General features: G+C 62.3%; 18 protein-coding genes and 1 tRNA gene. 6 read left to right on the forward strand and 13 right to left on the reverse strand.

Translation table 11 applies throughout. The features are described 5' to 3' along the window. Positions 1–3: 3 nt before the first annotated feature. The 7 genes from QZ564_RS07100 to QZ564_RS07130 all read right to left on the reverse strand — a co-directional run bounded on the left by QZ564_RS07100 (position 4) and on the right by QZ564_RS07130 (position 12,460). On the reverse strand, positions 4–1,638 hold the full coding sequence (locus QZ564_RS07100; RefSeq protein ID WP_297106952.1) for an alpha-D-glucose phosphate-specific phosphoglucomutase: 1,635 nt from the start codon (positions 1,636–1,638) through the stop codon (positions 4–6). Next, on the reverse strand, positions 1,619–3,079 hold the full coding sequence (glgA, locus tag QZ564_RS07105) for a glycogen synthase GlgA (protein WP_297107090.1): 1,461 nt from the start codon (positions 3,077–3,079) through the stop codon (positions 1,619–1,621). The genes QZ564_RS07100 and glgA overlap by 20 nt, the downstream gene beginning before the upstream one ends. Continuing rightward, a complete protein-coding gene (gene glgC, locus QZ564_RS07110; protein ID WP_297106955.1) occupies positions 3,079–4,350 on the reverse strand; it encodes a glucose-1-phosphate adenylyltransferase in 1,272 nt (423 codons plus the stop codon). The genes glgA and glgC overlap by 1 nt, the downstream gene beginning before the upstream one ends. A gap of 56 nt (positions 4,351–4,406) precedes the next feature. Further along, positions 4,407–6,596 (reverse strand): 1,4-alpha-glucan branching protein GlgB, encoded by a 2,190-nt coding sequence (gene glgB, locus QZ564_RS07115; RefSeq protein WP_297106957.1) that lies wholly within the window; start codon positions 6,594–6,596, stop codon positions 4,407–4,409. A gap of 108 nt (positions 6,597–6,704) precedes the next feature. Beyond that, entirely contained in the window at positions 6,705–9,176 is a 2,472-nt protein-coding gene (locus QZ564_RS07120; RefSeq protein ID WP_297106960.1) for a glycogen/starch/alpha-glucan phosphorylase, read from the reverse strand. Between the two features lie 91 nt (positions 9,177–9,267). Further along, positions 9,268–11,130 (reverse strand): monovalent cation:proton antiporter-2 (CPA2) family protein, encoded by a 1,863-nt coding sequence (locus tag QZ564_RS07125; RefSeq protein ID WP_297106964.1) that lies wholly within the window; start codon positions 11,128–11,130, stop codon positions 9,268–9,270. A gap of 79 nt (positions 11,131–11,209) precedes the next feature. Further along, a complete protein-coding gene (locus tag QZ564_RS07130) occupies positions 11,210–12,460 on the reverse strand; it encodes an AI-2E family transporter (RefSeq protein WP_297106967.1) in 1,251 nt (416 codons plus the stop codon). A gap of 138 nt (positions 12,461–12,598) precedes the next feature. Between QZ564_RS07130 and QZ564_RS07135 the strand changes: the two genes are divergently transcribed. Together QZ564_RS07135 and QZ564_RS07140 are read left to right on the forward strand one after the other, a co-directional pair. Further along, positions 12,599–13,540: a nucleoside hydrolase gene (locus tag QZ564_RS07135; protein WP_297106970.1), complete on the forward strand. Its 942-nt coding sequence runs from the start codon at positions 12,599–12,601 to the stop codon at positions 13,538–13,540. A gap of 159 nt (positions 13,541–13,699) precedes the next feature. Continuing rightward, the gene (locus tag QZ564_RS07140; protein WP_297106973.1) at positions 13,700–14,251 is read left to right on the forward strand and encodes a fasciclin domain-containing protein; all 552 of its coding nucleotides are present in this window, start codon (positions 13,700–13,702) and stop codon (positions 14,249–14,251) included. A 231-nt stretch (positions 14,252–14,482) separates the two neighbouring features. Here QZ564_RS07140 and QZ564_RS07145 read toward each other — a convergent pair whose 3' ends face one another. Genes QZ564_RS07145 through QZ564_RS07155 form a run of 3 tightly spaced genes read right to left on the reverse strand, consistent with a single transcriptional unit; the run spans position 14,483 to position 16,237 of the window. Next, a complete protein-coding gene (locus QZ564_RS07145) occupies positions 14,483–14,977 on the reverse strand; it encodes a nuclear transport factor 2 family protein (protein ID WP_297106975.1) in 495 nt (164 codons plus the stop codon). A gap of 26 nt (positions 14,978–15,003) precedes the next feature. Further along, positions 15,004–15,393 (reverse strand): nuclear transport factor 2 family protein, encoded by a 390-nt coding sequence (locus tag QZ564_RS07150; protein WP_297106978.1) that lies wholly within the window; start codon positions 15,391–15,393, stop codon positions 15,004–15,006. Between the two features lies 1 nt (position 15,394). Continuing rightward, positions 15,395–16,237, reverse strand: a complete 843-nt coding sequence (locus QZ564_RS07155; RefSeq protein ID WP_297107094.1) for an MBL fold metallo-hydrolase — start codon at positions 16,235–16,237, stop codon at positions 15,395–15,397. Between the two features lie 84 nt (positions 16,238–16,321). On the opposite strand from QZ564_RS07155, the gene QZ564_RS07160 reads away from it, so the two are divergent. Beyond that, entirely contained in the window at positions 16,322–17,251 is a 930-nt protein-coding gene (locus QZ564_RS07160) for a LysR family transcriptional regulator (RefSeq protein WP_297106981.1), read from the forward strand. A 112-nt stretch (positions 17,252–17,363) separates the two neighbouring features. On the opposite strand, the gene QZ564_RS07165 is transcribed toward QZ564_RS07160, so the two are convergent. Further along, on the reverse strand, positions 17,364–18,941 hold the full coding sequence (locus QZ564_RS07165; protein WP_297106984.1) for an ABC-F family ATP-binding cassette domain-containing protein: 1,578 nt from the start codon (positions 18,939–18,941) through the stop codon (positions 17,364–17,366). Between the two features lie 169 nt (positions 18,942–19,110). Between QZ564_RS07165 and QZ564_RS07170 the strand changes: the two genes are divergently transcribed. Both QZ564_RS07170 and QZ564_RS07175 read left to right on the forward strand, forming a co-directional pair. After that, positions 19,111–19,722, forward strand: a complete 612-nt coding sequence (locus QZ564_RS07170) for a LysE family translocator (RefSeq protein ID WP_297106988.1) — start codon at positions 19,111–19,113, stop codon at positions 19,720–19,722. A 77-nt stretch (positions 19,723–19,799) separates the two neighbouring features. Further along, positions 19,800–20,021, forward strand: a complete 222-nt coding sequence (locus QZ564_RS07175) for a hypothetical protein (RefSeq protein WP_297106991.1) — start codon at positions 19,800–19,802, stop codon at positions 20,019–20,021. Positions 20,022–20,084: 63 nt separating this feature from the next. Here the strand turns inward: QZ564_RS07175 and QZ564_RS07180 are convergent, their stop codons facing one another. Beyond that, on the reverse strand, positions 20,085–20,606 hold the full coding sequence (locus QZ564_RS07180) for a DUF2087 domain-containing protein (RefSeq protein WP_297106993.1): 522 nt from the start codon (positions 20,604–20,606) through the stop codon (positions 20,085–20,087). A gap of 281 nt (positions 20,607–20,887) precedes the next feature. Between QZ564_RS07180 and QZ564_RS07185 the strand changes: the two genes are divergently transcribed. Further along, a tRNA-Ile gene (locus QZ564_RS07185) sits at positions 20,888–20,963 on the forward strand. Between the two features lie 145 nt (positions 20,964–21,108). Here the strand turns inward: QZ564_RS07185 and QZ564_RS07190 are convergent. Beyond that, positions 21,109–21,966: an intradiol ring-cleavage dioxygenase gene (locus QZ564_RS07190; protein ID WP_297106996.1), complete on the reverse strand. Its 858-nt coding sequence runs from the start codon at positions 21,964–21,966 to the stop codon at positions 21,109–21,111. Positions 21,967–21,975 lie beyond the last annotated feature (9 nt).

The raw sequence follows: 21,975 nt of genomic DNA on the forward strand, positions 1-21,975 counted from the left end.
AGCCTAGGTGATGACGCTGGGCGCGTCTCGCCCGGTCCTGGATTTGATTTGGGCCAGTGTGTCGGCGATCCCGATAAGGGGCTCGAGGGCAAGCTGGGTATCGAGATCGTGGCGTCCATCGGCAGCCTCATAGCGTTCAAGGTAGAGCCGCAACGTGGCGCCTACGGTGCCGGTTCCGGAAAGCCTGAGCACAATGCGCGAGCCGTCGGTAAAGCCGATGCGAATACCCTGCTTGGCACTCGTCGAGCCATCGACCGGATCGTGATAGGTAAAGTCGTCGGCATAGGCGATTTGCAGGTCGTCTTCGAACACTTTGCCCGGCAAGGAAGGCAGCTGCGCGCGCAAGTCCTCGACCAGCTTGTTGGCAACTCCCGCATCGACCTCTTCATAGTCGTGCCGCGTATAGTAGTTGCGGCCATAGGTCTTCCAATGCTCGCGCACGATCTCATCGACGCCCTGCTTGCGCACGGCGAGAATGTTGAGCCAGAGCAGCACCGCCCACAGCCCGTCCTTTTCACGCACATGGTTCGAGCCGGTACCCGCGCTCTCCTCGCCGCAAATGGTCACGCGGCCCGCGTCGAGCAGATTGCCGAAGAACTTCCAGCCCGTGGGCGTTTCGTGCATCTCGATGCCAAGCTTTTCGGCCACACGGTCGGCCGCGGCACTGGTCGGCATGGAGCGGGCAATGCCGGCGATCCCCTGCTTGTAGCCCGGCGCCAGGTGGGCGTTGGCCGCCAGCAGGGCCAGTGAGTCCGAAGGCGTGACGAAGCGGTTCTTGCCGATGATCAGGTTGCGATCGCCATCACCATCCGAGGCGGCGCCGAAATCAGGGCCGTCCGGGGTCATCAGCAGGTCATACATGTCCTTGCAATAAACCAGATTGGGGTCCGGATGCCCGTTCCCGAACGAAGGCGATGGGGTGCCATTCATGACCGTGCCCTTGGGCGCCCCCAGCATGCCCTCGAGAATGGCATGGGCATAGGGTCCGGTGACCGCATGCATGGCATCGAACGTCATGCGGAAGCCGCTGGTGAACAGCGCCCGGATCGCGTCGAAATCGAACAGCGTCTGCATCAGCGACGCATAGTCGGCCACTGGATCAATGACCTCGACCGCCATGCCGCCCACCTGCTGGGTGCCCAGAGTATTGAGATCGATGTCGGGAGCATCGAGCGTCTTGTAGCTGTCGATGACCTTGGTCCGGGCAAATACGGCGTCGGTGATCTTTTCCGGTGCCGGGCCGCCATTGCTCACATTGTACTTGATGCCGAAATCGCCCTCGGGCCCGCCCGGATTGTGGCTGGCCGACAGCACCAAGCCGCCAAAAGCCCTGTAGTGGCGAATGATATTGCTCGCCGCAGGCGTCGAAAGAATGCCGCCCTTGCCCACCATGACCTTGCCGAAGCCGTTGGCCGCCGCAATGCGGATGGCCTTCTGGATGGCGACATCGTTGTAAAATCGCCCGTCGCCACCGATCACCAGCGTCTTGCCGCCAAATCCCTCAAGACTGTCGAAGACCGACTGGATGAAGTTCTCGACGTAATTGGGTTGCTGGAACACAGGCACCCGCTTGCGCAGGCCCGAAGTGCCTGGCTTTTGGTCCGCGTAGGGCGTGGTCTCAATCGTCTTGGCTGTCATCTGTCGTATATCCGATCAAGGAGGCATAGAGCTCGGCGTAGCGGGCGGCGCTGGCTTGCCAGCTCACATCCGACTTCATTCCGCGCCTCTGCATTTTCTTCCACGATTTCTCATCGGCATAGAGCGCCAGCACCCGCCTGATGGCGTCGGCAAGCGCCGCTTCGCTCGGCGGCGCAAATTGCACACCAGTCGCCACTTCCGCCTGGATAGCTGCCACATTGGCGTCGATTACCGTGTCATTGAGCCCGCCGACGCGGCAGACCAGCGGTACGCAGCCATAGCGCAGCGCATAAAGCTGGGTCAGTCCGCAGGGCTCGAAGCGGGAGGGCACCATCATGACATCGGCGCCACCCTGAATCAGGTGGCTGAGCTTTTCGTTGTAGCCGGTGACGAGACCAACCTTGCCCGGATATTGCATCGCGGCGCTGCGCACTGCGTTCTCCAGCTCGGCATCGCCCGACCCCAGAACCGCCAGCTGCGCGCCGGAAGCTACCAGCATGTCGATATTGGCCGCGAGCAGGTCGATGCCCTTCTGCCAGGTGAGGCGGCTGACCACGGCGAATAATGGTCCATCAAGCGCATCGAGACCAAACGCCTCCTGCACGGCGCGCTTGTTGACGAGGCGCCCCTGCATGCTGCTCGCCGTATAGGTCTGAGCCAGCGCCGGATCGGTCGCCGGGTTCCACGCATCCATGTCGATGCCATTGAGCACCCCATGCACGGTGGCCGAGCGGCTGTTGAGCAGTCCTTCCAGCCCCATGCCGAAGGCCGGAGTGCGGATTTCGGCGGCATAGGTGGGCGAAACGGTCGTCACCACATCCGCGCATTCCACCCCGGCCTTGAGGTAGCCGACGCCCCCATAATATTCGACGCCATCCATTGAGAAGGCATGTGGCGGCAGCCGAAGCTGCGGGAAGACCTGGGCGCCGAACGTACCCTGGAACGCCATGTTGTGAACGGTCATGACTGTCTTGAGCGTCGCCGAGGGGCCAAACTTGACATAGGCCGGCACCAGCCCGGCCTGCCAGTCATGCGCGTGGATCACCTGCGGGCGGTAGCCCTCCACCAGGCCCAGCCCGAGTTCAGACGCCACCCAGCTCAGCGCCGCGTACCGCTTCCAATTGTCCGGCCAGTCCCAGCCCTCCGGCCCCATATAGGGGTTACCGGGCCGGTCATAGAGCGCCGGGGCGTCCAGCACGATGAGGTCGAGCCCCTCGGCCCGCCCCGCCAGCAGGCGCGCGTCGACCCCGAACAGGTCGTTGAAGCGCGCCACCTCGCGCCCCCCGCTCATCTTGCCAATGACTGCCGGATAACCCGGCACCAGAGTGCGCATGGTCACCCCGAATTCAGCCAGCGCCCCCGGCAGAGCGCCGGCCACATCGGCCAGGCCACCCGTCTTGATCAACGGATAGACCTCCGAGGCGACCGAAAGGACTTCGATCATCGATCCGCCAGATATTTGTTGATCATGGGCTGGGTGATGAGCGTGACGCCCTCATCTGTGCGCCGGAACCACTTGGCGTCGAATTCGGGATCCTCGCCAACCACCAGGCCTTCGGGGATATTCACCCCACGGTCAATCACCACCTTCTTGAGCCGCGCGTTGCGCCCAATATCGCAATAGGGCAGCACCACTGCGTCTTCCAGCATGGAATAGGAATGGACCCTGGAGCCGGTGGAAAGCAGTGTTCGCTGCAGATAGCCACCCGAAATGATGCAGTCGCCCGAGACCAGCGAATTGACCGCCGTGCCCCGCCGACCGTCGAAATCATGCACGAACTTGGCCGGCGGCGTAATCTCGGCATAGGTCCAAATCGGCCAGTCGCGGTCATAGAGATCGAGCTGCGGGGTTATGTCGGTGAGGTCGATATTGGCCTTCCAATAGGCGTCCACCGTACCCACGTCCCGCCAGTAGCTGACCTTCTCATTGCTTGAGCGCACGCAGGAACGGTTGAACCGGTGCGCCCAGGCGGTACCGTTCTTGACGATATAGGGGATGATGTCCTTGCCAAAATCGCGGTTCGAGCCTTCCGTGGCCGCATCGCGCTTGAGCTGCTCCATCAGGAACCGCGTTTCGAAAACATAAATACCCATCGAGGCCAGGGCCATGTCCGGCTTGTCGGGAATGCCCGGCGGGTCCTTGGGCTTTTCGACGAAATCGACGACGCGGTCACGCCCGTCCACATGCATGACGCCGAAGCCAGTGGCCTCCATGCGCGGCACTTCGAGGCACCCAATGGTCACGTCCGCGCCGGTGTCCACATGCTGGCGTAGCATGATTTCATAGTCCATCTTGTAGATGTGGTCGCCCGCCAGAATGACGATATAGCGCGCGCCATAATCCTCGATGATGTCCATGTTCTGGTACACCGCATCGGCGGTGCCGGCATACCACATGTCCTCGGCAACGCGCTGCGAAGCGGGCAGCACGTCGAAACTTTCGTTGCGTTCTTGGCGCAGGAAGTTCCAGCCGCGTGACAGGTGCCGGATTAGGCTGTGCGCCTGATATTGTGTGGCCACCGAAATGCGGCGGATGCCGGAGTTGATCGCATTGGAAAGCGCAAAGTCGATGATGCGCGCCTTGCCGCCGAAATAGACTGCAGGCTTGGCGCGCCTGTCAGTCAATTCCATCAGGCGCGTGCCGCGCCCGCCCGCCAGCACATAGGCCATGGCCTCACGCGCCAGTGGCGATGGTACTCGGTAATCAGCCATATTATTTCCCTCCGCATATGCCCGGCTTCTGCCGGGTCTTGGTTCCCTCAACCGTCCTATGACGGCTCATATTTCAAGAACAATGTCGCCAGTGGCGGCAGGTAGACCTCCGCCTCCGCCGGCCAGTGCTGCCCTTCGACGGCCTTGGCAATAACAGCGCCCTGGTTGCCGGTGTTCCCGCCCGAGTACCAACCGGCATCGGTATTGATCCGCTCGACCCAGCGCCCCGCCTTGGGCAAAGGCACCTTGTAGTGGCTCCGCGGCACTGGCGTGAAATTGGAGATCACCAGCACAGGGTCCGCGTCGGGTGCCTGGCGAATCCAGGCCAGCACCGAATTGGCCTGGTCATTGCCGATCAGCCACTCGAAGCCCTCTGGCTCGCAATCCCGCTCGTGCAGGGCCGGCAGGCTGCGATAAGCCGCATTGAGGTCGGCCACCAAACGCCGCATCCCCTCATGTGGCGGAGAATCCAGCAACCACCAGTCCAGCGACTTGCTCTCGCTCCACTCTTCGCGTTGCGCGAACTCCTGTCCCATGAACAAGAGCTTCTTGCCCGGGTGCCCCCACATGAAGGCCAGATAGGCCCTGAGATTGGCAAATTGCTGCCAGTCGTCACCCGGCATCTTGCTCAGCAGCGCGCCCTTGCCATGCACCACCTCGTCATGGCTGAGCGGCAGCACGAAGTTTTCGCTGAAGGCATAGACCAGGCCAAAGGTCATGTCATTGTGGTGGAAGCGCCGATGCACCGGCTCACGGCTCATGAACCGCAGGGTGTCGTTCATGAAGCCCATATTCCACTTGAACCCGAAACCCAGCCCGCCGGCATATGTCGGCGCACTGACCCCCGGCCACGCCGTGGACTCCTCGGCGATCATGAAGGCGCCTGGAAACTGCCGATAGACTTCGGCATTGACCCGCTGCAGGAAGGCCACGGCTTCAAGATTCTGGTTGCCACCATGCTGGTTCGGCACCCACTGTCCCGCCTGGCGCGAATAATCGAGATAGAGCATCGAGGCCACGGCATCCACGCGCAGCCCGTCGATGTGGAACTGGTCGAACCAGAACAGCGCATTATTGGTGAGGTAGGCCGAAACCTCCTTGCGCCCGAAATTGTAGATCGCCGTGTTCCAGTCCGGGTGGAACCCCTGGCGAGGGTCCTCATGCTCATAGAGCGCCGTGCCGTCGAAATGCGATAGGCCGTGCTCATCGGTCGGGAAATGCGCCGGTACCCAGTCCAGGATCACTCCCAACCCCGCTTCATGCGCGGCATTGACCAGCCGGGCAAACCCCGCCGGGTCACCAAAACGCGCGGTAGGCGCGTAGAGCCCGGTCGGTTGGTACCCCCAGCTGGGGTCGAAGGGATGTTCGGAAACCGGCAGGAACTCGAGATGGGTATATCCCATGTCCGCAGCATAGGGCACCAGTTGCTCGGCCAGCTGGTCATAGCTCATGAAGCTGCCGTCCGGCCGCCGCCGCCATGATCCCAGATGCACTTCGTAGATCGACATGGGTGTGCGCCGCCAATCCTTGGAGGCGCGCTCTTCCATGTATGTCTGGTCGGTCCAGGTGAAGGGCGTCGGGTCGGGCACGACAGAGGCGGTGCGCGGCCGCATTTCCGCCTGCCGCGCAAACGGGTCAGCCTTCAATGGCAGCACCTGCCTGTTGGGGCCGACGATCTCGTACTTATAGATCGTGCCCGTCCCCAGCACCGGGATGAACACTTCCCAGATGCCGTTGCGATTGCGCATGGGGTGGCGCCGGCCGTCCCAGTCATTCCAGGGACCCACCACCGAGACGCGCTGCGCATTTGGCGCCCACACGGCGAAATGCGTGCCATGGATGCCCTCGAACTCCATCTCGTGGGCGCCCATCTTGTCGAAGAGCCTCAGGTGGCTGCCTTCGCCGATATAGTAGTCGTCCATAGGCCCGAGCACCGGCCCAAAGGAATAAGGGTCGAACACAGTCCAGCTGCCACCGGCGTTCTTCGCCTCGTAGCGGACGGGCTGGCGTTCATCGATATCGACCTTCGCCTCGAAGAACCCGTCGGCGTGGCGGGGGATCATGTGGCCCAACGGTGTGCCGTCGAGCGCAAAGGCATTGAGTGTTTCCGCGTGAGGAACGAAGGCCCGCAGCACCCAGTGTCCTTCGACCTGGTGCAGGCCCAGAAAGGCGAAGGCATTGCTGTGGCGACCCGCCACGATAGCTTCCACTTCCCACCCGTCTGCCTGCCAGCTTTCCTTGCTCACGCTCACTCCCACATTCCCCCACTGGCCCTTGCACGCATCGCGGACCCGACAACAATTGGCGCACAGTCCTGATCTTGTGTGTCAGGCATGGAACCGCGCACCTCTGCACTAGGACGTTGGAACGTCCCATATATCTTCTGCATATTGCCGGATCGTCCTGTCCGACGAGAAGAAACCGACGCTGGCCGTGTTCCGGATCGCCATAGCGGTCCACTTCTTCTTGTCACGCCAGATACCATCCACCTTGCCCTGCGCGGCGGCATAGGCATCGAAGTCCCGCGCCACCATGAACCAGTCATGGTCATACAGCCCGCCAATCAGGTCGCGATAGCGATGCGGGTCGTCCGGGGAGAAAACTCCCGAAGCGATGGAATCGAGCGCTTCACGCAGGCGCGGCGACGCATCTATCGCCGCCCGCGGCACCTCCGAGCGTGCACGCTTGTCCTCCACCTGGTCAGTGGTCAGGCCGAAGATGACGATGTTCTTGTCGCCCACTTCCTTATGCATTTCGACATTGGCGCCATCCATCGTGCCGATGGTGATCGCGCCATTGGCCATGAACTTCATGTTGCCGGTGCCCGAGGCTTCCATGCCGGCGGTCGAAATCTGCTCTGACAGGTCGGCGGCCGGCACGATGACTTCGGCCAGGCTCACATTGTAATTGGGCAGGAACACAACCTTGAGCAGCCCGCGCACTGCGGGGTCGTTGTTGATGACCCGCGCGACGTCGTTGATCAGCTTGATGATCAGCTTGGCGTTCCAATAGCTCGGCGCCGCCTTGCCCGCGAAGATCTTCACCCGCGGCACCCACTCCCTCTCGGGATGGGCGCGGATCTCATCGTAGAGCGCCACTGCATGGATGATATTGAGCAGCTGGCGCTTGTATTCATGGATGCGCTTGATCTGCACATCGAACATGGCGTCGGGCGAAACGGTGATGTTGAGCCGGTCCTTGATAAGCTTGGCCAGCTTCTTCTTGTTTTGGAGCTTCACCTCGGCAAACTGCTTCTGGAAGCTGGGGTCCTCGGCATGCGGCACAAGCTGGTGCAGCTTGTCGATATCGTCCAGGAAATCGGGACCGATGCGGTCCGAGATCAGCCGCGTCAGCAAAGGGTTACACTGCATCAGCCAGCGGCGCGGCGTAATGCCGTTGGTCTTGTTGTTGATGCGCTCGGGATAGAGCTTGTGCAGGTCGGCAAACACGGTCTGCTTCATCAACTCGGTATGCAGCGCCGACACGCCATTGATCGAGTGTGACCCAACAAAAGCCAACTGGCCCATGCGCACGCGGCGCCCGCCATGCTCGTCGATCAGCGACACATTGGCGATCTGCTGGTCAGAAAACTTCGCCTTGGTGCGCGCCTCGGCCAGCACATCGGCATTGATCTGATAGACGATCTGCATGTGACGCGGCAGCAGGCGTTCGAGCAGCGCCACCGGCCAGCTCTCCAGCGCCTCGGGCAACAGGGTGTGATTGGTATAGCCAAATGTACCCTTGGTGATCTGCCAGGCCTTGGCCCATTTGATCCCGTTGTCGTCGACCAGAATGCGCATCAGCTCGGCCACAGAGATGGCCGGATGCGTGTCATTGAGCTGGATGGCGACCTTGTCGGCCAGTGATCCGAGGTCTCCATATTGCTGCAAGTGCCGGCGCACGATGTCCTGCAGGGAGGCCGAAGAGAAGAAAAACTCCTGCCGCAGCCGCAGTTCCTGCCCTGCCGCGGTTGAATCGGCGGGATAGAGCACGCGGGTGATAGCTTCCGCCTTGGCGCTCTCCTCGAGCGCGCCGATATGGTCGCCCGAATTAAACTTGTCGAGCAGGATCGGGTCGATCGGCTGAGCGCTCCAGAGCCGCAACGTATTCACGCGGGCCCCGCGCCAGCCCACGATCGGGGTGTCATAGGCCACAGCCAGCAAGTGCTCGTTCGGATGCCATTCCTGGCGCACTTCACCATCTGGATCGGTCACCGGTTCTACATGACCGCCGAAACCAACCTCATAGGCACTCTCGCGCCGCTCGAACTCCCAGGGATTGCCATGCGCCAGCCATTCCTCGGGCAGTTCGACCTGCCAGCCCTCGCTCATCTCCTGGCGGAACAGGCCATGCACATAGCGGATGCCATAGCCATAGGCCGGAATTTTCACCGAAGACATGGATTCAAGGAAACATGCGGCCAGGCGGCCGAGACCGCCATTGCCCAGCGCCGCATCGGGCTCGAGATTGATCAGGTCGCCGAGATCGACATCGAGGTTTTTCAACGCCTCGGCGACCGGCTCCATCAGCCCCACATTGCTCATCGCGTCGCGCATCAGCCGGCCGATGAGGAATTCGAGGCTGAGGTAATAGACGCGCTTGTTCGAGGTGCGCCAGGTCTCGCGCGAACTCTCCATCCAGCGGTCCATGATGCGATCACGCACCGCCAATATGGTTGCGCGCAGCCAATCATGCGGCCGGGCAACGATCGGGTCCTTGCCGACCGAATAGATCAGCTTTTCTAGGATCTCGGCCTGAATGGCCTCAACGGTGATCGCGCGGGGTTCTGGCGTGGGCGCATCGTAAACGATCGGCTTTTGCGGCATCTCGCAATCCAGTGTTCATGACGATGTTCCCCTCAGAATGGGGATAGTGTTGCACTTAATTTGTGCAGGGGAAAGCCCCCGTGAAAATCCCCTAGACCTGGCCCTCCTGCGCCTGCCGCGCCGACTGGCTGGCAGCGGCTTCCGCCTCTTCCTCAGCCACCGAGACGCCGCCTTCGCGGGCCTGGTCCCGCGCATTGCTGATCAGGAGCTGGCTGAGGTTACGCCAGTCCTCGCCTCCCAGCTGCAATTCGAAGCGCTGGCGGTCGCGGCTTCGCACCCCATCCAGCACCTCTTCCGCTTCGTCGTCCGTGGCCCCCAAGATCCGAATCGCGGTGCCACCGAACGTCAACGCCGACTCAAAAGTCTCGCGAAGCTGGTACTCAACGCCCGCCCGCACCAATTCGATCCCATGCGACCGGTCAAAGGCCCGCGCCATCACCCGCGCCAGCGGAAACTCGTCCCGCAGCAATTCGGCAATGCGGGTGGTCTGCGCCTTCTGGTCGGTGCAGATCAGGATGAGGTCGGCCGTGGCCGCGCCGGCGGCGCGCAGGATATCGAGCCTTGTGCCGTCGCCATAATAGACCTTGAACCCGATCTGCGCCGCCGCCCTGATCATGTCCGTATCATTGTCGATGATCGAAACGCTGTGGCGCAATGCCAGCAGTGGCTGACTGACGATCTGGCCGAAACGTCCGAAGCCGATGATCAGCACCTTGCCGCTCAGGCCATCAGCCTCCTCCACGCCCTCCATGGATTGGGCCACTTTGGGCATCAGGTAGCGCATGCCGATGATGGCGAAGGGGGTTATCACCATCGAGATGATGACTGTCGCGGTGAAAATGGCATTTGTCGGCCCGTCGATCAGGCCGTTCGAGGCCGCGGTCGTATAGAGCACAAAGGCGAATTCGCCGCCCTGCCCCATCAGCACCGCCCGCTCCAGCGCCTCACCATGGTCGGATTTCAAGAGGCGCGCAATCACGTAGATCGCAACGGCCTTGACCAGCATATAAGCGATGACACTGAGTGCGATGATGCCCCAGTTCTCGGCCACCACGCGCAGATCCAGCGACATGCCCACGGCCAGGAAGAACAGGCCCAGCAAGAGACCCCGGAACGGCTCCACATCGGCCTCAAGCTGATGCTTGAAGGTGGAAGTGGAGAGCAGAACACCGGCCAGGAATGCCCCCATGGCCATCGACAATCCGCTCACCTGAAACAGCAAGGCGGCGCCCAGCACCACCAGCAGCGCGGCCGCCGTCATCACCTCGCGCACCTTGGACTGGGCCAGAAGCGCGAAGAACGGATTCATGATCCGCCGCCCCAGAAAGATCAGCAGCAGGATGGCGCCGACCGCCACACCGAGCGAAATCAGCCGCGCCAGCATGCTCACATCGCCGGTCGACGGCGCCAGCAACGCGACCACCGCCAGCAGCGGCACGATCGCCAGGTCTTCAAGCAATAGCACCGACACCATTTTCTGCCCGCCCGGCGTCGCCAACTCGCCGCGCTCGCCCAATATCTGCATGACGATGGCGGTGGAGGTCAGCACAAAGCCCATGCCGAAGACGAACGCCACCAGCGGCGCAAAGCCCAGCAACACGCCTACCCCGGTGAGCAGCGCGCCGCACACCGCCACCTGCAGCACGCCCAGTCCGAAGATCTGCTTGCGCAGCGCCCAAAGCCGGCTCGGTTCCATTTCGAGACCGATGATGAAGAGGAACAGCACCACGCCGAGCTCTGCCGCATGCAGCACCGATGCCGGATCGGAGATTAGGCCTACGCCCGAAGGTCCCAGCAGCAAACCCGCCGCCAGATAGCCCAGGACCGCCCCCAGGCCTATGCGTTTGAACAGCGGGACCCCTATGGCACCGGCCGCCAGCAAGGCGACCACCGGCACCAGGTCGAGGCCGTGATGCGCGGCCTCGGCCGCATGCGTGACAACGTCTCCAGCCATTCACCAGCCCCTGCATAATTGGAGGCAAAGACTGGTTTGGCCACACGCCGCCGTCAAGCGATTCAATGATTATGCAGTATCAGGTGGTGCTCGGCTCCACCCCGGTCGGCCCGGTTCCCTGAGGTGGCGCCTCACGGTCCTGCCGGCGCTCCTCCCCCTCGGCATCCTGCCGCTGCTCACGGATGGCCTGGGCCGCATTGGCCAGCAATTCGTCGCGGTCGGTCATGTTCCGCGTCCTTCGCACCGGGCGGCGGGGCCTGACTGGCTTGCTGGGCAGGGCATGCGAAATAACCGATTGCGCGATCAGCAAGGTCGGCACGGCAACCAGCCCTCCCACCGGCCCCCAAGCCCAGATCCAGAAAGTAATCGACAGGAAGATGATGAACGGGTTCAGAGTCAGCGTCCGGCCGATGAAATGCGGCGTGAAGATCTGACCTTCGACAAAGTTGATGCTGGCATAGCAGGCTACCGGCAACAGGATTTGCACCAACTCGGTCTGCGTACCCAGACCGACCGCGAGCAGCACCGTGATCATGATCGCCTGCCCGACATAGGGTATGTAGTTGAGTACTGCCGCCATGGCACCCCACAATAGCGGGGACGGCATGCCGATCAGCCACATGGCAATGGTCACCGCGGTGCCCACGCACATATTGATCAGCGTCACCGACAACAGGAACCGGCTGACCTTCTGTTCGACATCGCGGAATACGTGGGCTGTCCGCCAGCGCATGCGGCGGGTCACGCACATCGAGAGCACTGACATGCGGATATGGTCGCGCGTGGCCACGAAAAAATAGAGGCTGGCCAGGAAGATCGCTACCCGCGCCAGCACCGCCGGCGCCAGCATGGCCATGCCCGCGACTGTGCTCGAATCCTCGACCTGAACGGACATGGCGCTGTCCGACCCGAGGGCCGAACTGAGCTGCTCCTGGAAAGCACCAATCGATTCCAGCGGCTCTCGCAGATTGGCCAACTGAGCCTGCAATTTTTCCCAAATCAGCGGCGCCCGCGCCACCCACTCGCTGAGTGGCACCGCGAACAGCACGCCGAAGGCGGCAATTACCCCCAGGAGCAATAGAACCACCACACCTGCCGACAGCGCAGGCGGAACACCCCAACCCTCCAATCGATCAGCGACAGGGCCAAACATCAGCCCCACGACTATGGCGAGGGTGACCGGCGCCAGAAACAGCTGCCCCGCCTGCAAGACCGTTAGCAAGACGGCGAAGCCGATACCGACCATGGCTAGCCGCGCGGCATTGTTGAGAATGCGCTCGAACTGGCTTTCATCCAGGGCAGCAGAGGAAGCGGACGGAAGGTGACGCATCAAATATGTCCACGCGTTGGGAATATCCGAGAACGCTTGCCCTGAGGCTTTCGTTCCGCAGTCGCGGCCGGGTCATCGACCATGTCATGGCCCTTGGATAAGCTCCGGCCAAATTCAAACTGAGTCTCTGGAACAACCATGCCTCGCAAGATCATCATCGATACCGACCCCGGCCAGGACGATGCCGTCGCCATCCTGATGGCGCTGGCCTCCCCCGAGGAGCTGGAAGTGCTGGGCGTGGTGGCCGTGGCCGGCAATGTGGGCCTGCATCACAACGCCAACAACGCCCGCAAGGTGGTGGAACTATCCGGTCGCACCGAAGTGCCGGTCTATGCTGGCTGCTCCCGGCCCATGCGGCGCCATCTGGTCACTGCCGAACACGTGCACGGTGAAACCGGCCTCAATGGCCCGGATCTGCCCGAGCCAATCATTCCCCTCCAGCCGCAGCACGGCGTCGATTTCATCATCGACACGCTGATGAATGCCGAGCCCAAGACCATTACCCTGTGCACCCTCGGGCCACTGACCAATATCGCCATGGCGCTGGTCAAGCAGCCCGCCATTGCCGAGCGCATCCAGGAAATCGTCATGATGGGCGGCGCCTATTTCGAGGTGGGCAACATCACCCCGGCGGCCGAGTTCAACATCTATGTCGATCCCGAGGCGGCCGATGTGGTCATGCGCTGCGGCGCCCCGATCACCATCCTGCCGCTCGACGTGACCCACATGATCCAGTCGACGCCCGATCGGCTCGCCGCCATCAAGGCACTGAACAGCCGGACCGGCGATGCGGTCCACGCCATGCTGACCTTCTCGGAGACCTTCGACCTGCAGAAATATGGCTGGGACGGCGCGCCGCTGCACGACCCCACCGTGATCGCCTATCTCTTGCAGCCGGGCCTTTTCGAGGGGCGGCACTGCAATGTCACCATCGAGACGGCGAGCGAGCTGACCATGGGCATGACCGTAGTCGACTACTGGCACGTCTCAGGCCGCAGCTATAATGCCAACTATCTCCGCTCGGGCGACGCCGAGGGCTTCTACGCACTGCTGCTGGAGCGGCTGGCCCGACTGCCATAGGCCGCGCCCAAAAAGTGGATGCGTGATCCTCTCGCCAGATCGTCCCAGCCTCACGCAAGCGTGATGCCGTCGCCGAAACTGGGCGCAAAAACGCCCCGTAGCTCTCTGTGATCGGCCCGGCGGGAGGAGCCGCCAGCCGCACCAACAGGGAGACGCATCATGAATATCGCCCGGTCCGCAGTCGCCATTGCAGCCTTCGCCCTTGCCTCCGGCATGGCTATCGCGCAGGACAACCCCATGGTCGGCGGTGCCGCCATGTTTGCAGACAAGAACATCGTCGAGAACGCCGTCAACTCGGCTGACCACACCACGCTGGTCGCCGCCGTCACGGCTGCAGACCTTGTCGAGACACTGCAGGGCCCCGGCCCCTTCACCGTTTTCGCACCCACCAATGACGCCTTCGGCAAACTGCCCGCGGGCACCGTTGATACGCTCCTGATGGAGGAGAACAAGGACCAGCTGGTCAAGGTGCTTACCGCCCATGTCGTGGCCGGCAAGCTTTCGGCCGGCGACCTTATCAGCCGCGCTCGCGCCAATGGCGGCCGCTACAATATGCAGACCGTGAGCGGCGACGCCCTCACCGCCGAGGTCCGCGGAAACCACGTCTATATCTACGACGAAGCCGGCGGCGCCGCCCTGGTGACCATCGCCGATGTCAACCAGTCCAACGGCGTCATCCACGTCGTCAACGACGTGCTGCTGCCGCGATAACCCCTTCCTCTCCGGCGCGGCACAGGCCCTGCACGAAAGTGCAGGGCCTTGTCGTGTGGAGATGGCGAACGGGGGGCGTGGCCGGCTTCGACTCAATCGCGGACATTGGCGTTTCGCTTCCGCAACAATCGCTTCTCGCCTCAAGCGGTCAATCAGAAACCGGGCTGACGGCAGACCTTTCAGGACATCGTTGGAGCGGCCGCACGATTTCGGACGACCGCTCTTGCGCCGTTAGTACATCAACCGCTTGTTGGTTGCGTCTTCCGGAACCTGCTGCATCACGTCCCAGTGTTCGACGATCTTGCCGTCCGCAACCCGGAAAATATCGACAATGACAGTGACGGGGCCATTGTTCTGGCTGGGCTGGGCAATCTGGGTCATGACCAAATCGCCTTCGGCAATTACGCGCAGAAACTCGATCTTCTGCGTGGGCGCATTGAGAATACCCCATTGTTCCAGCGCCTGCTTCACGGCCTCCCGACCGTCACCCATGTAGGGATTGTGCTGGACGTAGTCTTCAGCCCAATAGCGGTCGAGTGCCGCAAGGTCGTGGTCTCCGAACAGAGCCTGGTAGGCTGTCGTCACCAGCTGCTTGTTCTGCTCGGTCAGGTCATACTGCTGGACCTTCTGATCGGGTGTAATTTCCTGCGCTGCCACCGACGACAGATCGGCGGCCGCGAAGACTGCGGTCAGCGCTGCTGCCGCGAAAAGCCTTGACGAATTCATGGTAGAAGTCCTTTCCAGTGTGATGATCAGCTGAGCGCCCGCGACACCAGAACCGTGTCCACATACTGGGTCATGCGAACGATCTTGCCGCCGGCGATGTGGTAAAGATGCGCGAAGGGCGCGGTCATCGCCTTGCCCGTGGCTTTGTAGGTGCCCGAATAGACGCCGAAGGCGGCCACCCGGTCACCATCGGCGAGGTAGGTGTGAACGTCGGCCCGATAGCCGATCCACTCCGTCGCAAGGCGGTGAAACACGCCCTGCATCAAAGCATCAATGCCCACATAGGTGCCGGCATAAGGAAAGCCCTCGGCTTCCGTCCATTGGACATCGGGGGAGAGGACCGCAAGCAGGTTGCGGCCGTTCTCTTCGGAGGAGCCTTCATAAGTGGCCCGGACCAGGTCCAGATTGCCGCTCATTTCAGCCCCACTTCATCTCGCCGGTCGCAACCTTGGCGCCGAGGTCGAGTGCCACGCCCATGCCTAGGCCCGGGAAGCGTGCTTCCATTGCAGCCTTGAGGCCGGCGGCGTCCTTGGCCTGTGCCAGCTCCGCCTCGAAGGCAAGGAGGTAGGACTTGGTATGTTCTATGGCCGCAAGGCCCAGCGGCGCTTCGGGATCCATGTGACCGGGGACGACCACGGCAGGGTTCTGGGCAGCGATCCGGTCCAGATTGGCAATCCATGCGGCGCGCAGCTCTTTGGTGGCCGTGTCTGCCGTCCAAACATGAACGCCCGAGAAGATCATGACGCCGCCGAAAACCGCATTCAGCGAGGGCACGAACAGGGAGCGCCGATTGGCGAGACCGCTGGCCGGCACGATTTCGACCGTTTCGCCGTCGACCGACAAGGACGGTCCATCGAAGGCCTCCGGCATCACGATGTCGGCGAGCGCCTGCGGACCGTTTTCGCCCAGTTGGGGTCCCCACGTCGCAAGCTTCTTGGCAACGTTGCCCCTGATCGCCTCGATGGTGGCCGACGCCGCCAGAACCTTGGCATCAGGAAAGGCGGCACGCACCGGCCCGAGACCAAAATAAAAGTCCGGATCGGACTGACTGACATAGATGGTCTTGAGCGACTTGCCGGTGGCCTTTATCGCCTCTGCCAGGGCACGTCCGTCGGCATAGGTGAAACCACCATCGACAAGCAGGGCCTCTGTCGGACCCGTTAGCAGGACGGGCGCCCGAAAGAAGCCGTTGGGGCCCGCTGGGAAGTGTTTCCATTCAAGCGTAGTCATCGCGCTCTCCGCGTCTGAAGTTGAAGTGATGCAGAGATAGGCCGCCGCTATTGATTGATAAATCACCTCTTGGCTGATTAACTGTAAGCCAAAACCATACAATGGAGATCGGCCATGGAGGCGATCAATCTCAACCGTCTAGCCTACTTCGTTGCGGTCGCCGAAACCGGCTCGTTCACCCGCGCAGCCGAGCGCCTCGGGATCACCAAGGCGGTGGTCAGCGAGCAGGTGCGGCGCCTGGAGGCCGACCTGCGGACAAGCCTGCTCATTCGCACCACCCGCCGCGTCGATCTCACCGAAGCGGGGCGGTTGCTGCATAATCGATGCGTGACGATCTTCAGCAATGCGGAGGACGCCATTGGCGAGGTGGCGCAGTTCAATGCGGAACCGCGCGGGGTGCTCAAGGTCACCGCACCCAATGACTTCGGGGCCTCGATCGTGGCGCCGGCTGTCGCAAAGTTCACCCAGCAATATCCGGAATGCAGGGTGGAACTGCTGCTCTCGGATACCAAGATCGATCTGGTCGAAGCCCACATCGATCTTGCCATCCGCGTCGGCTGGCTTCAGGATTCCAGCAATCTGGCGCGCCGGATTGGTACGTTTCGACAGTTCGTTGTAGCGGCTTCGAGCGCTAACGCGGCGGGGCGCGTTGCAGGGCCTGCGGACCTGGGGGCCCTGCCGTTTATCGCAAATGCGTCGTTGAAAGATCCGCTGCTATGGCACTTCACCAGGGCCGGTGGCGATGAGACCACCGTGCGGTTGGGTCAGCATATTCTAACCAATTCCACGCCCGCTGCTCTGGCGGCCACTCTGGCTGGCGGCGGCATGTCCGTATTGCCCGACTTTCTGGTTGATGAGTACATTCGGTCTGGCCAGCTCGTGCGGCTGCTCCCTGACTGGGAGCTGCCCGAGGGCGGAGTCCATGTCGTCCTTCCCCCCGCTCGTTTTCGCCCGCCCAGGGTAACCGCGTTTGTAGCCATGCTGTCGGAACAGCGCCTGGGGGATACTGTCGAAGGCCATCGCACCCAAAGCAGGGTCAGGTGAGATCTTGGTTTGCATGGGGCGCAGGGCCGTTCTTTGCGCGGAGCCGTCATTCGCACATCGACAACGGACTGACCGCTTCCCCCCCCCTCCTCGCCTCGAGCAATTCCTCCCCTCACCCCAGAACCACCTCCCGCTCTACCCCGATCGCCTCCAGGAACGCAGGATCGTGGCTGATCACCAGCAGCGCGCCGTCGAATGCCCGCAGCCCCGCCTCCACAACCTCTACGGCCTCGATGTCGAGATGATTGGTGGGCTCGTCCAGTACCACCAACATGGGCGGGGTCGCACCGCCGAGCACGCAGGCCAGCCCGGCACGCAGCATTTCCCCGCCGCTCAAAGTGCCAACGCTCTGCAGCGCAGCATCATTGCGGAACTTGAACGCCGCCAGCACCGCCCGGCAATCGTTGACAGAGCTTTCCGGATTGAGCCGCCGGAAATTCTCCAGGATGCTCTCCCTCCGGTCCAACAGCCCGACCTGCTGGTCGAGCAGCACCATCGGCCCGCCGATCTGCACCGTGCCCGCGCTCGGCGCCAGCTCCCCGGTCAGCAGTTTCAGCAAGGTCGTCTTGCCCACGCCATTGGGCCCGGTGATCGCGACCCGCTCCGGCCCGATCATGTCGAGGGAAAAATCTTCGATCACCGGTCGCTCGGGATCGTATCCGCCGCTGACACCACTGGCCCGCAGCACCACCTTTCCCGAGGGCAATCCGCTCGGCTTGAGCTTGACGGCAAAGGGCGTCAGCACCTCGATCCTCGCCCGCGCCTCCTCCGCCTGCATCTGCGCCGCATCGGCCTGCTTTTCCCCCAGAAGGTCGAGCCCGCCCGCCGTCGCCTCGGCCCGCCGCTTCATGCCGCCGAGGAGGATTTTTGGCATGTCCCCCTTGGCCGCCTTCCTGCGACCCCCGGCATCGCGCCGGGCCTGTCGCTCGCGCGCCTCCTGCGCCGCCTTGGCCGTCTCGCCCACCTGCCGCTCCGCCACCGAGAGGTCGCGCTGGGCCGAGGCCAGTTCCAGCGCCTTGCGCTCCCGGTAGTGCGTGTAGTTGCCGCCATAGGTGGTGGCGCCAAGGCTGGTCAGTTCGACAATGGCATCCATGGTGTCGAGCAGGCCACGATCATGACTGATGACAATGGCCGCGTCGCGCCAGCCTGCCAGCATCACGGCCACCGCCGCCCTGCCCTCGGCATCCAGATTATTGGTCGGCTCGTCGAGCAGGATCAGGTCCGGCGCATCGAACTGCAGGGCCGCCAAAGCCGCCCGTGTCCGCTGCCCACCCGAGAGGGTCGAGAGCAAGGTGTCCGGCCGAACATCCAGAGCCAGCGCCGCCAGCGCTGCGTCGAGCCGCGCCTCCAGCGTCCAGTCGGCCTCGGCCAGTTCCTCGGCGCTGGCCTCTCCCGCCATGGCGCGATCGATGAGGGCAAGGCCGGCCCGAACCCGGAACAGATCGGCAATGGTCTCATATGGCCCCGGCTGCACCTGCTGCCGCAACACGCCGATCCGCCCGGCAACGCTGACCGTGCCGGATGCGGGGGGCAGCTCGCCGGTGATGAGCCGCAGCAGCGTCGTCTTGCCCACGCCATTGCGGCCGACAAGACCGGTGCGTCCGGTGCCGAAACTGAGGTCGAGATGGGAGAAAAGGGTCTGGCCGTCAGGGCCGGTGTAGGTCAGTCGCGATAGCGTTACGGAAGGCATGGTTGGGCAAATCCTCAAGGGCAAAGAAAGTCGGCTTTGCTGTGAGGATGCGATCCATTGGGAACCGTCCGGTCGGGTTGCGATCCGTCCTACATAATCGCTCGCGCCGCCTCTGGCAAATCGCCCTGCCGAGGCGTAATGTCCGGGCGCTTATTCCCGGATGCCCGCCATGGATCTGTTCACCCTCTCGGCCTTCACCATCGCCTATGCCATCGCCGTGCTGGTGCCCGGCCCCGGCGTGGCCGCTGTGGTTGCTCGCGCTCTTGGTGGCGGCTTCAAGGGGGCCTTCCCCATGGTGCTGGGCATTCTGGCGGGCGATCTGGTCTATTTCTTCTTTGCCGTTTTCGGCCTTGCCGCCATTGCCACCTGGTTCGGCCCGGTCTTCACCATCGTCCGTTGGGCCGGCGCAGCCTATCTGCTCTATATCGCCTACCGCTTCTGGACGGCCCGTCCCGGCTCGGAGCAGATGAAGCCCAAGAACGAAGACCCCTGGAAGACTTTCCTCGCCGGCTTCTCGCTGACCATGGGTAATCCCAAGACCATCGTCTTCTACCTCGCCATCTTGCCCACCGTCGTGCCTTTGGGCGAAATGAACCCGGTCGCCTTTGTCGAACTCACAGGAATAGTGGTGGTCGTGTTGCTGCTGATCGGCTGCGGCTATGCCTGGCTGGCCTCGGCCGCGCGCGACATGTTTCGCAGCGAAAAGGCCCTCGGGCGGCTCAACAAGACCGCTGGCGCCATGATGGCGGGCGCAGCCGGCCTTGTTGTGACGCAGCACTAAGCTTACGCGGTCGCAAATGTTAGCAGTCTGCTAACCACTTTACCTTTGGTTAACCATAATCAGCCAGCCTCACGGACATGGCTTATGGCAGCGTCAAGATCAACCGCTACAACATGCATCAGCTCTCCCCCTATGAGCGGATACAGTATCAGCGCGAGCGCCGCGCCATGGCCGCCGAAATCGCCCAGAAAAACGCCGGCTTGGCCAACAGCTTCGCGTCGATCCAGGCGAACAACGCCGTGGAAATGGGCAACCTCTTCTCCCAGATCGCCATGCAGCGCATCTCCAAGATCGCTTAAGCCAAGCCGTTCATGAACGCCGAACTGCCAAAAATGAGCAGACTCACCATGAAGGCCCGGCCCTCAGGCGGGCTGTGGTGAGATGCGCTTGAGCAGAGCAGAGAGCTCGGCCGGCGGCTTCTGCTCGATGCGCCGATAGGTTCTCCCATCGGGGGTACGGGTCACATAGCCCAAATCCACCAGCGCCCTTCGCAGCAAGGCGTGATCGCCGAAGCTTGCCCAGGCATTGAGCAGCTCGGTGTTCTCCTTGTCGCTATAGGCGCGGTTCGGCTCCATGCGCGCCCACAGCGCCCATAGGCACAACGGCTGCAGGCTGTTCCTGGATGGCCAGCGCAGCAACACACCTTGGGCGTCAAAGTGCCGGCTGACCTTCTCCACCAGTGTCAGATCCACCGCTTCGGGCTTTGGCAAGTCCTGGGCAATGCTCCTGAAATGCTGAAAATTCCGAAACCCGGCCGAACGGGCCAGCATGTTGAGCATTTCAACATGGCTGGGTTTGTCATCAGCCTTGACGACCTGCTCGCGCAGGCTTTTGGCGAAGGCCGACACATCGGCAATGGTCAGGGAAAGGACCTGTCTCGACATAGCTCATCCTCAAGCGTGCCCATACCCGTCCGCAAGAGACGGTGTCGTCGGTCGCCGGCTTGCGACGGGCACCAGAGAAAGTGCGTGTCGAATGGGTCGAAGAAGAGCAGGTTTAGCTTCCCGGATGGGACGGCGACGCCTCGGTGAACTGCAGACCGTTGCGTTGAAATATCCCGCCCCAGACCCGAAATCAAGCCGGCTGGTTTGTCACCAGATGATATTGACGGCCCACGCGCATTGAGGCTTTGACACCCGCCGCGACCCTGATATGACCCGCACAGGGGCCTATAGCTCAATGGTTAGAGCCGACCGCTCATAACGGTCTGGTTCCAGGTTCGAGTCCTGGTGGGCCCACCAACAAATTCGAGGGGTTAGCAGTGTATCTGCTGACCCCTTTTCGTTGGGGCCCGGATTATGGCCCGGTAATGGGCTCGTGTTCGAAGGCGAGATAGCAGCCGCATTGCGGCGACAGGATCAGAGCCGACTTATCCATTGTGCGATTTCAGGCCGTGCGCGAACCGGCCCCGGTCAGAATGAAGTCGAAGCTTGATTTCCACACTGTATCAGTGCCGGGCTCCATTGAAGCGATCAACGATGCTTTCACGCCAAACACAGCGTCCGAGGTGAGCCACTGGTCGCCCTCGACGAAGGTGTGTGTGACGATGGTCTGGTAGCCCGGAGCGGTCACCAGGAAATGCATATGCGCCGGTCGGTTGGGGTGACGGCCAAGGGCGGCAAGCATCTGGCCGACTGGCCCGTCGTCGGGGATGGGATAGGAAACCGGGCGGATGCCCCGAAAGCTATAGGCCCCGTCGGGTCCGGTAACGAAAATGCCGCGATTGTTCCATTTGGGCTGAATGTCGGGCTGTTGCACATCGTAAAAGCCCTCGGCGTTGTCGCACCACACATCGATACGCGCCCCTTCAACAGGCTTCCCGTCGATGTCACGGACATGACCGACAAAGAGGCAACTCTCACCCTTCCCATCAAGCGATATGTTGGTGCCCATTGGGTATTCGGGCGCCCCGTCTACGTGGAAAGGACCGAAAACGGTGTTCTCCGTCGCCCCGGTCGGACGGCGATTATTGATGGCGTCGACCAGCATCGAAAAGCCGAGGACGTCGCTGAGGAGAATGAACTCCTGCCGGTTGGCGTTGCTGATCTGGCCGGTGCGGGTGAGAAAGTCGATGGCGACACCCCATTCCTCCTGGGTCAGTTCAATGTCCTTGGCAAAGGCATGAAGGTGTTTGACCAAAGAAGCCATGACCGTTGCCAGCCGTGGATTTATCCCCTCGCGCATGCGGGCGTTGACGGCCTCGACGCTGCGCGCCTCGGTGAAATAATCGATAGTGTCGGCCATTTTCAGCCT

This window comes from uncultured Devosia sp. (genome assembly GCF_913055165.1).
Lineage (GTDB): Bacteria > Pseudomonadota > Alphaproteobacteria > Rhizobiales > Devosiaceae > Devosia.

Bases quoted from the DNA above. Each gene is read 5' to 3' on its own strand.
- QZ564_RS07100 (WP_297106952.1), bottom strand. From the start codon at position 1,638: ATGACAGCCAAGACGATTGAGACCACGCCCTACGCGGACCAAAAGCCA.
- glgC (WP_297106955.1), bottom strand. From the start codon at position 4,350: ATGGCTGATTACCGAGTACCATCGCCACTGGCGCGTGAGGCCATGGCC.
- QZ564_RS07120 (WP_297106960.1), bottom strand. From the start codon at position 9,176: ATGCCGCAAAAGCCGATCGTTTACGATGCGCCCACGCCAGAACCCCGC.
- QZ564_RS07125 (WP_297106964.1), bottom strand. From the start codon at position 11,130: ATGGCTGGAGACGTTGTCACGCATGCGGCCGAGGCCGCGCATCACGGC.
- QZ564_RS07130 (WP_297106967.1), bottom strand. From the start codon at position 12,460: ATGCGTCACCTTCCGTCCGCTTCCTCTGCTGCCCTGGATGAAAGCCAG.
- QZ564_RS07135 (WP_297106970.1), top strand. From the start codon at position 12,599: ATGCCTCGCAAGATCATCATCGATACCGACCCCGGCCAGGACGATGCC.
- QZ564_RS07140 (WP_297106973.1), top strand. From the start codon at position 13,700: ATGAATATCGCCCGGTCCGCAGTCGCCATTGCAGCCTTCGCCCTTGCC.
- QZ564_RS07145 (WP_297106975.1), bottom strand. From the start codon at position 14,977: ATGAATTCGTCAAGGCTTTTCGCGGCAGCAGCGCTGACCGCAGTCTTC.
- QZ564_RS07150 (WP_297106978.1), bottom strand. From the start codon at position 15,393: ATGAGCGGCAATCTGGACCTGGTCCGGGCCACTTATGAAGGCTCCTCC.
- QZ564_RS07160 (WP_297106981.1), top strand. From the start codon at position 16,322: ATGGAGGCGATCAATCTCAACCGTCTAGCCTACTTCGTTGCGGTCGCC.
- QZ564_RS07165 (WP_297106984.1), bottom strand. From the start codon at position 18,941: ATGCCTTCCGTAACGCTATCGCGACTGACCTACACCGGCCCTGACGGC.
- QZ564_RS07170 (WP_297106988.1), top strand. From the start codon at position 19,111: ATGGATCTGTTCACCCTCTCGGCCTTCACCATCGCCTATGCCATCGCC.
- QZ564_RS07175 (WP_297106991.1), top strand. From the start codon at position 19,800: ATGGCTTATGGCAGCGTCAAGATCAACCGCTACAACATGCATCAGCTC.
- QZ564_RS07180 (WP_297106993.1), bottom strand. From the start codon at position 20,606: ATGTCGAGACAGGTCCTTTCCCTGACCATTGCCGATGTGTCGGCCTTC.
- QZ564_RS07190 (WP_297106996.1), bottom strand. From the start codon at position 21,966: ATGGCCGACACTATCGATTATTTCACCGAGGCGCGCAGCGTCGAGGCC.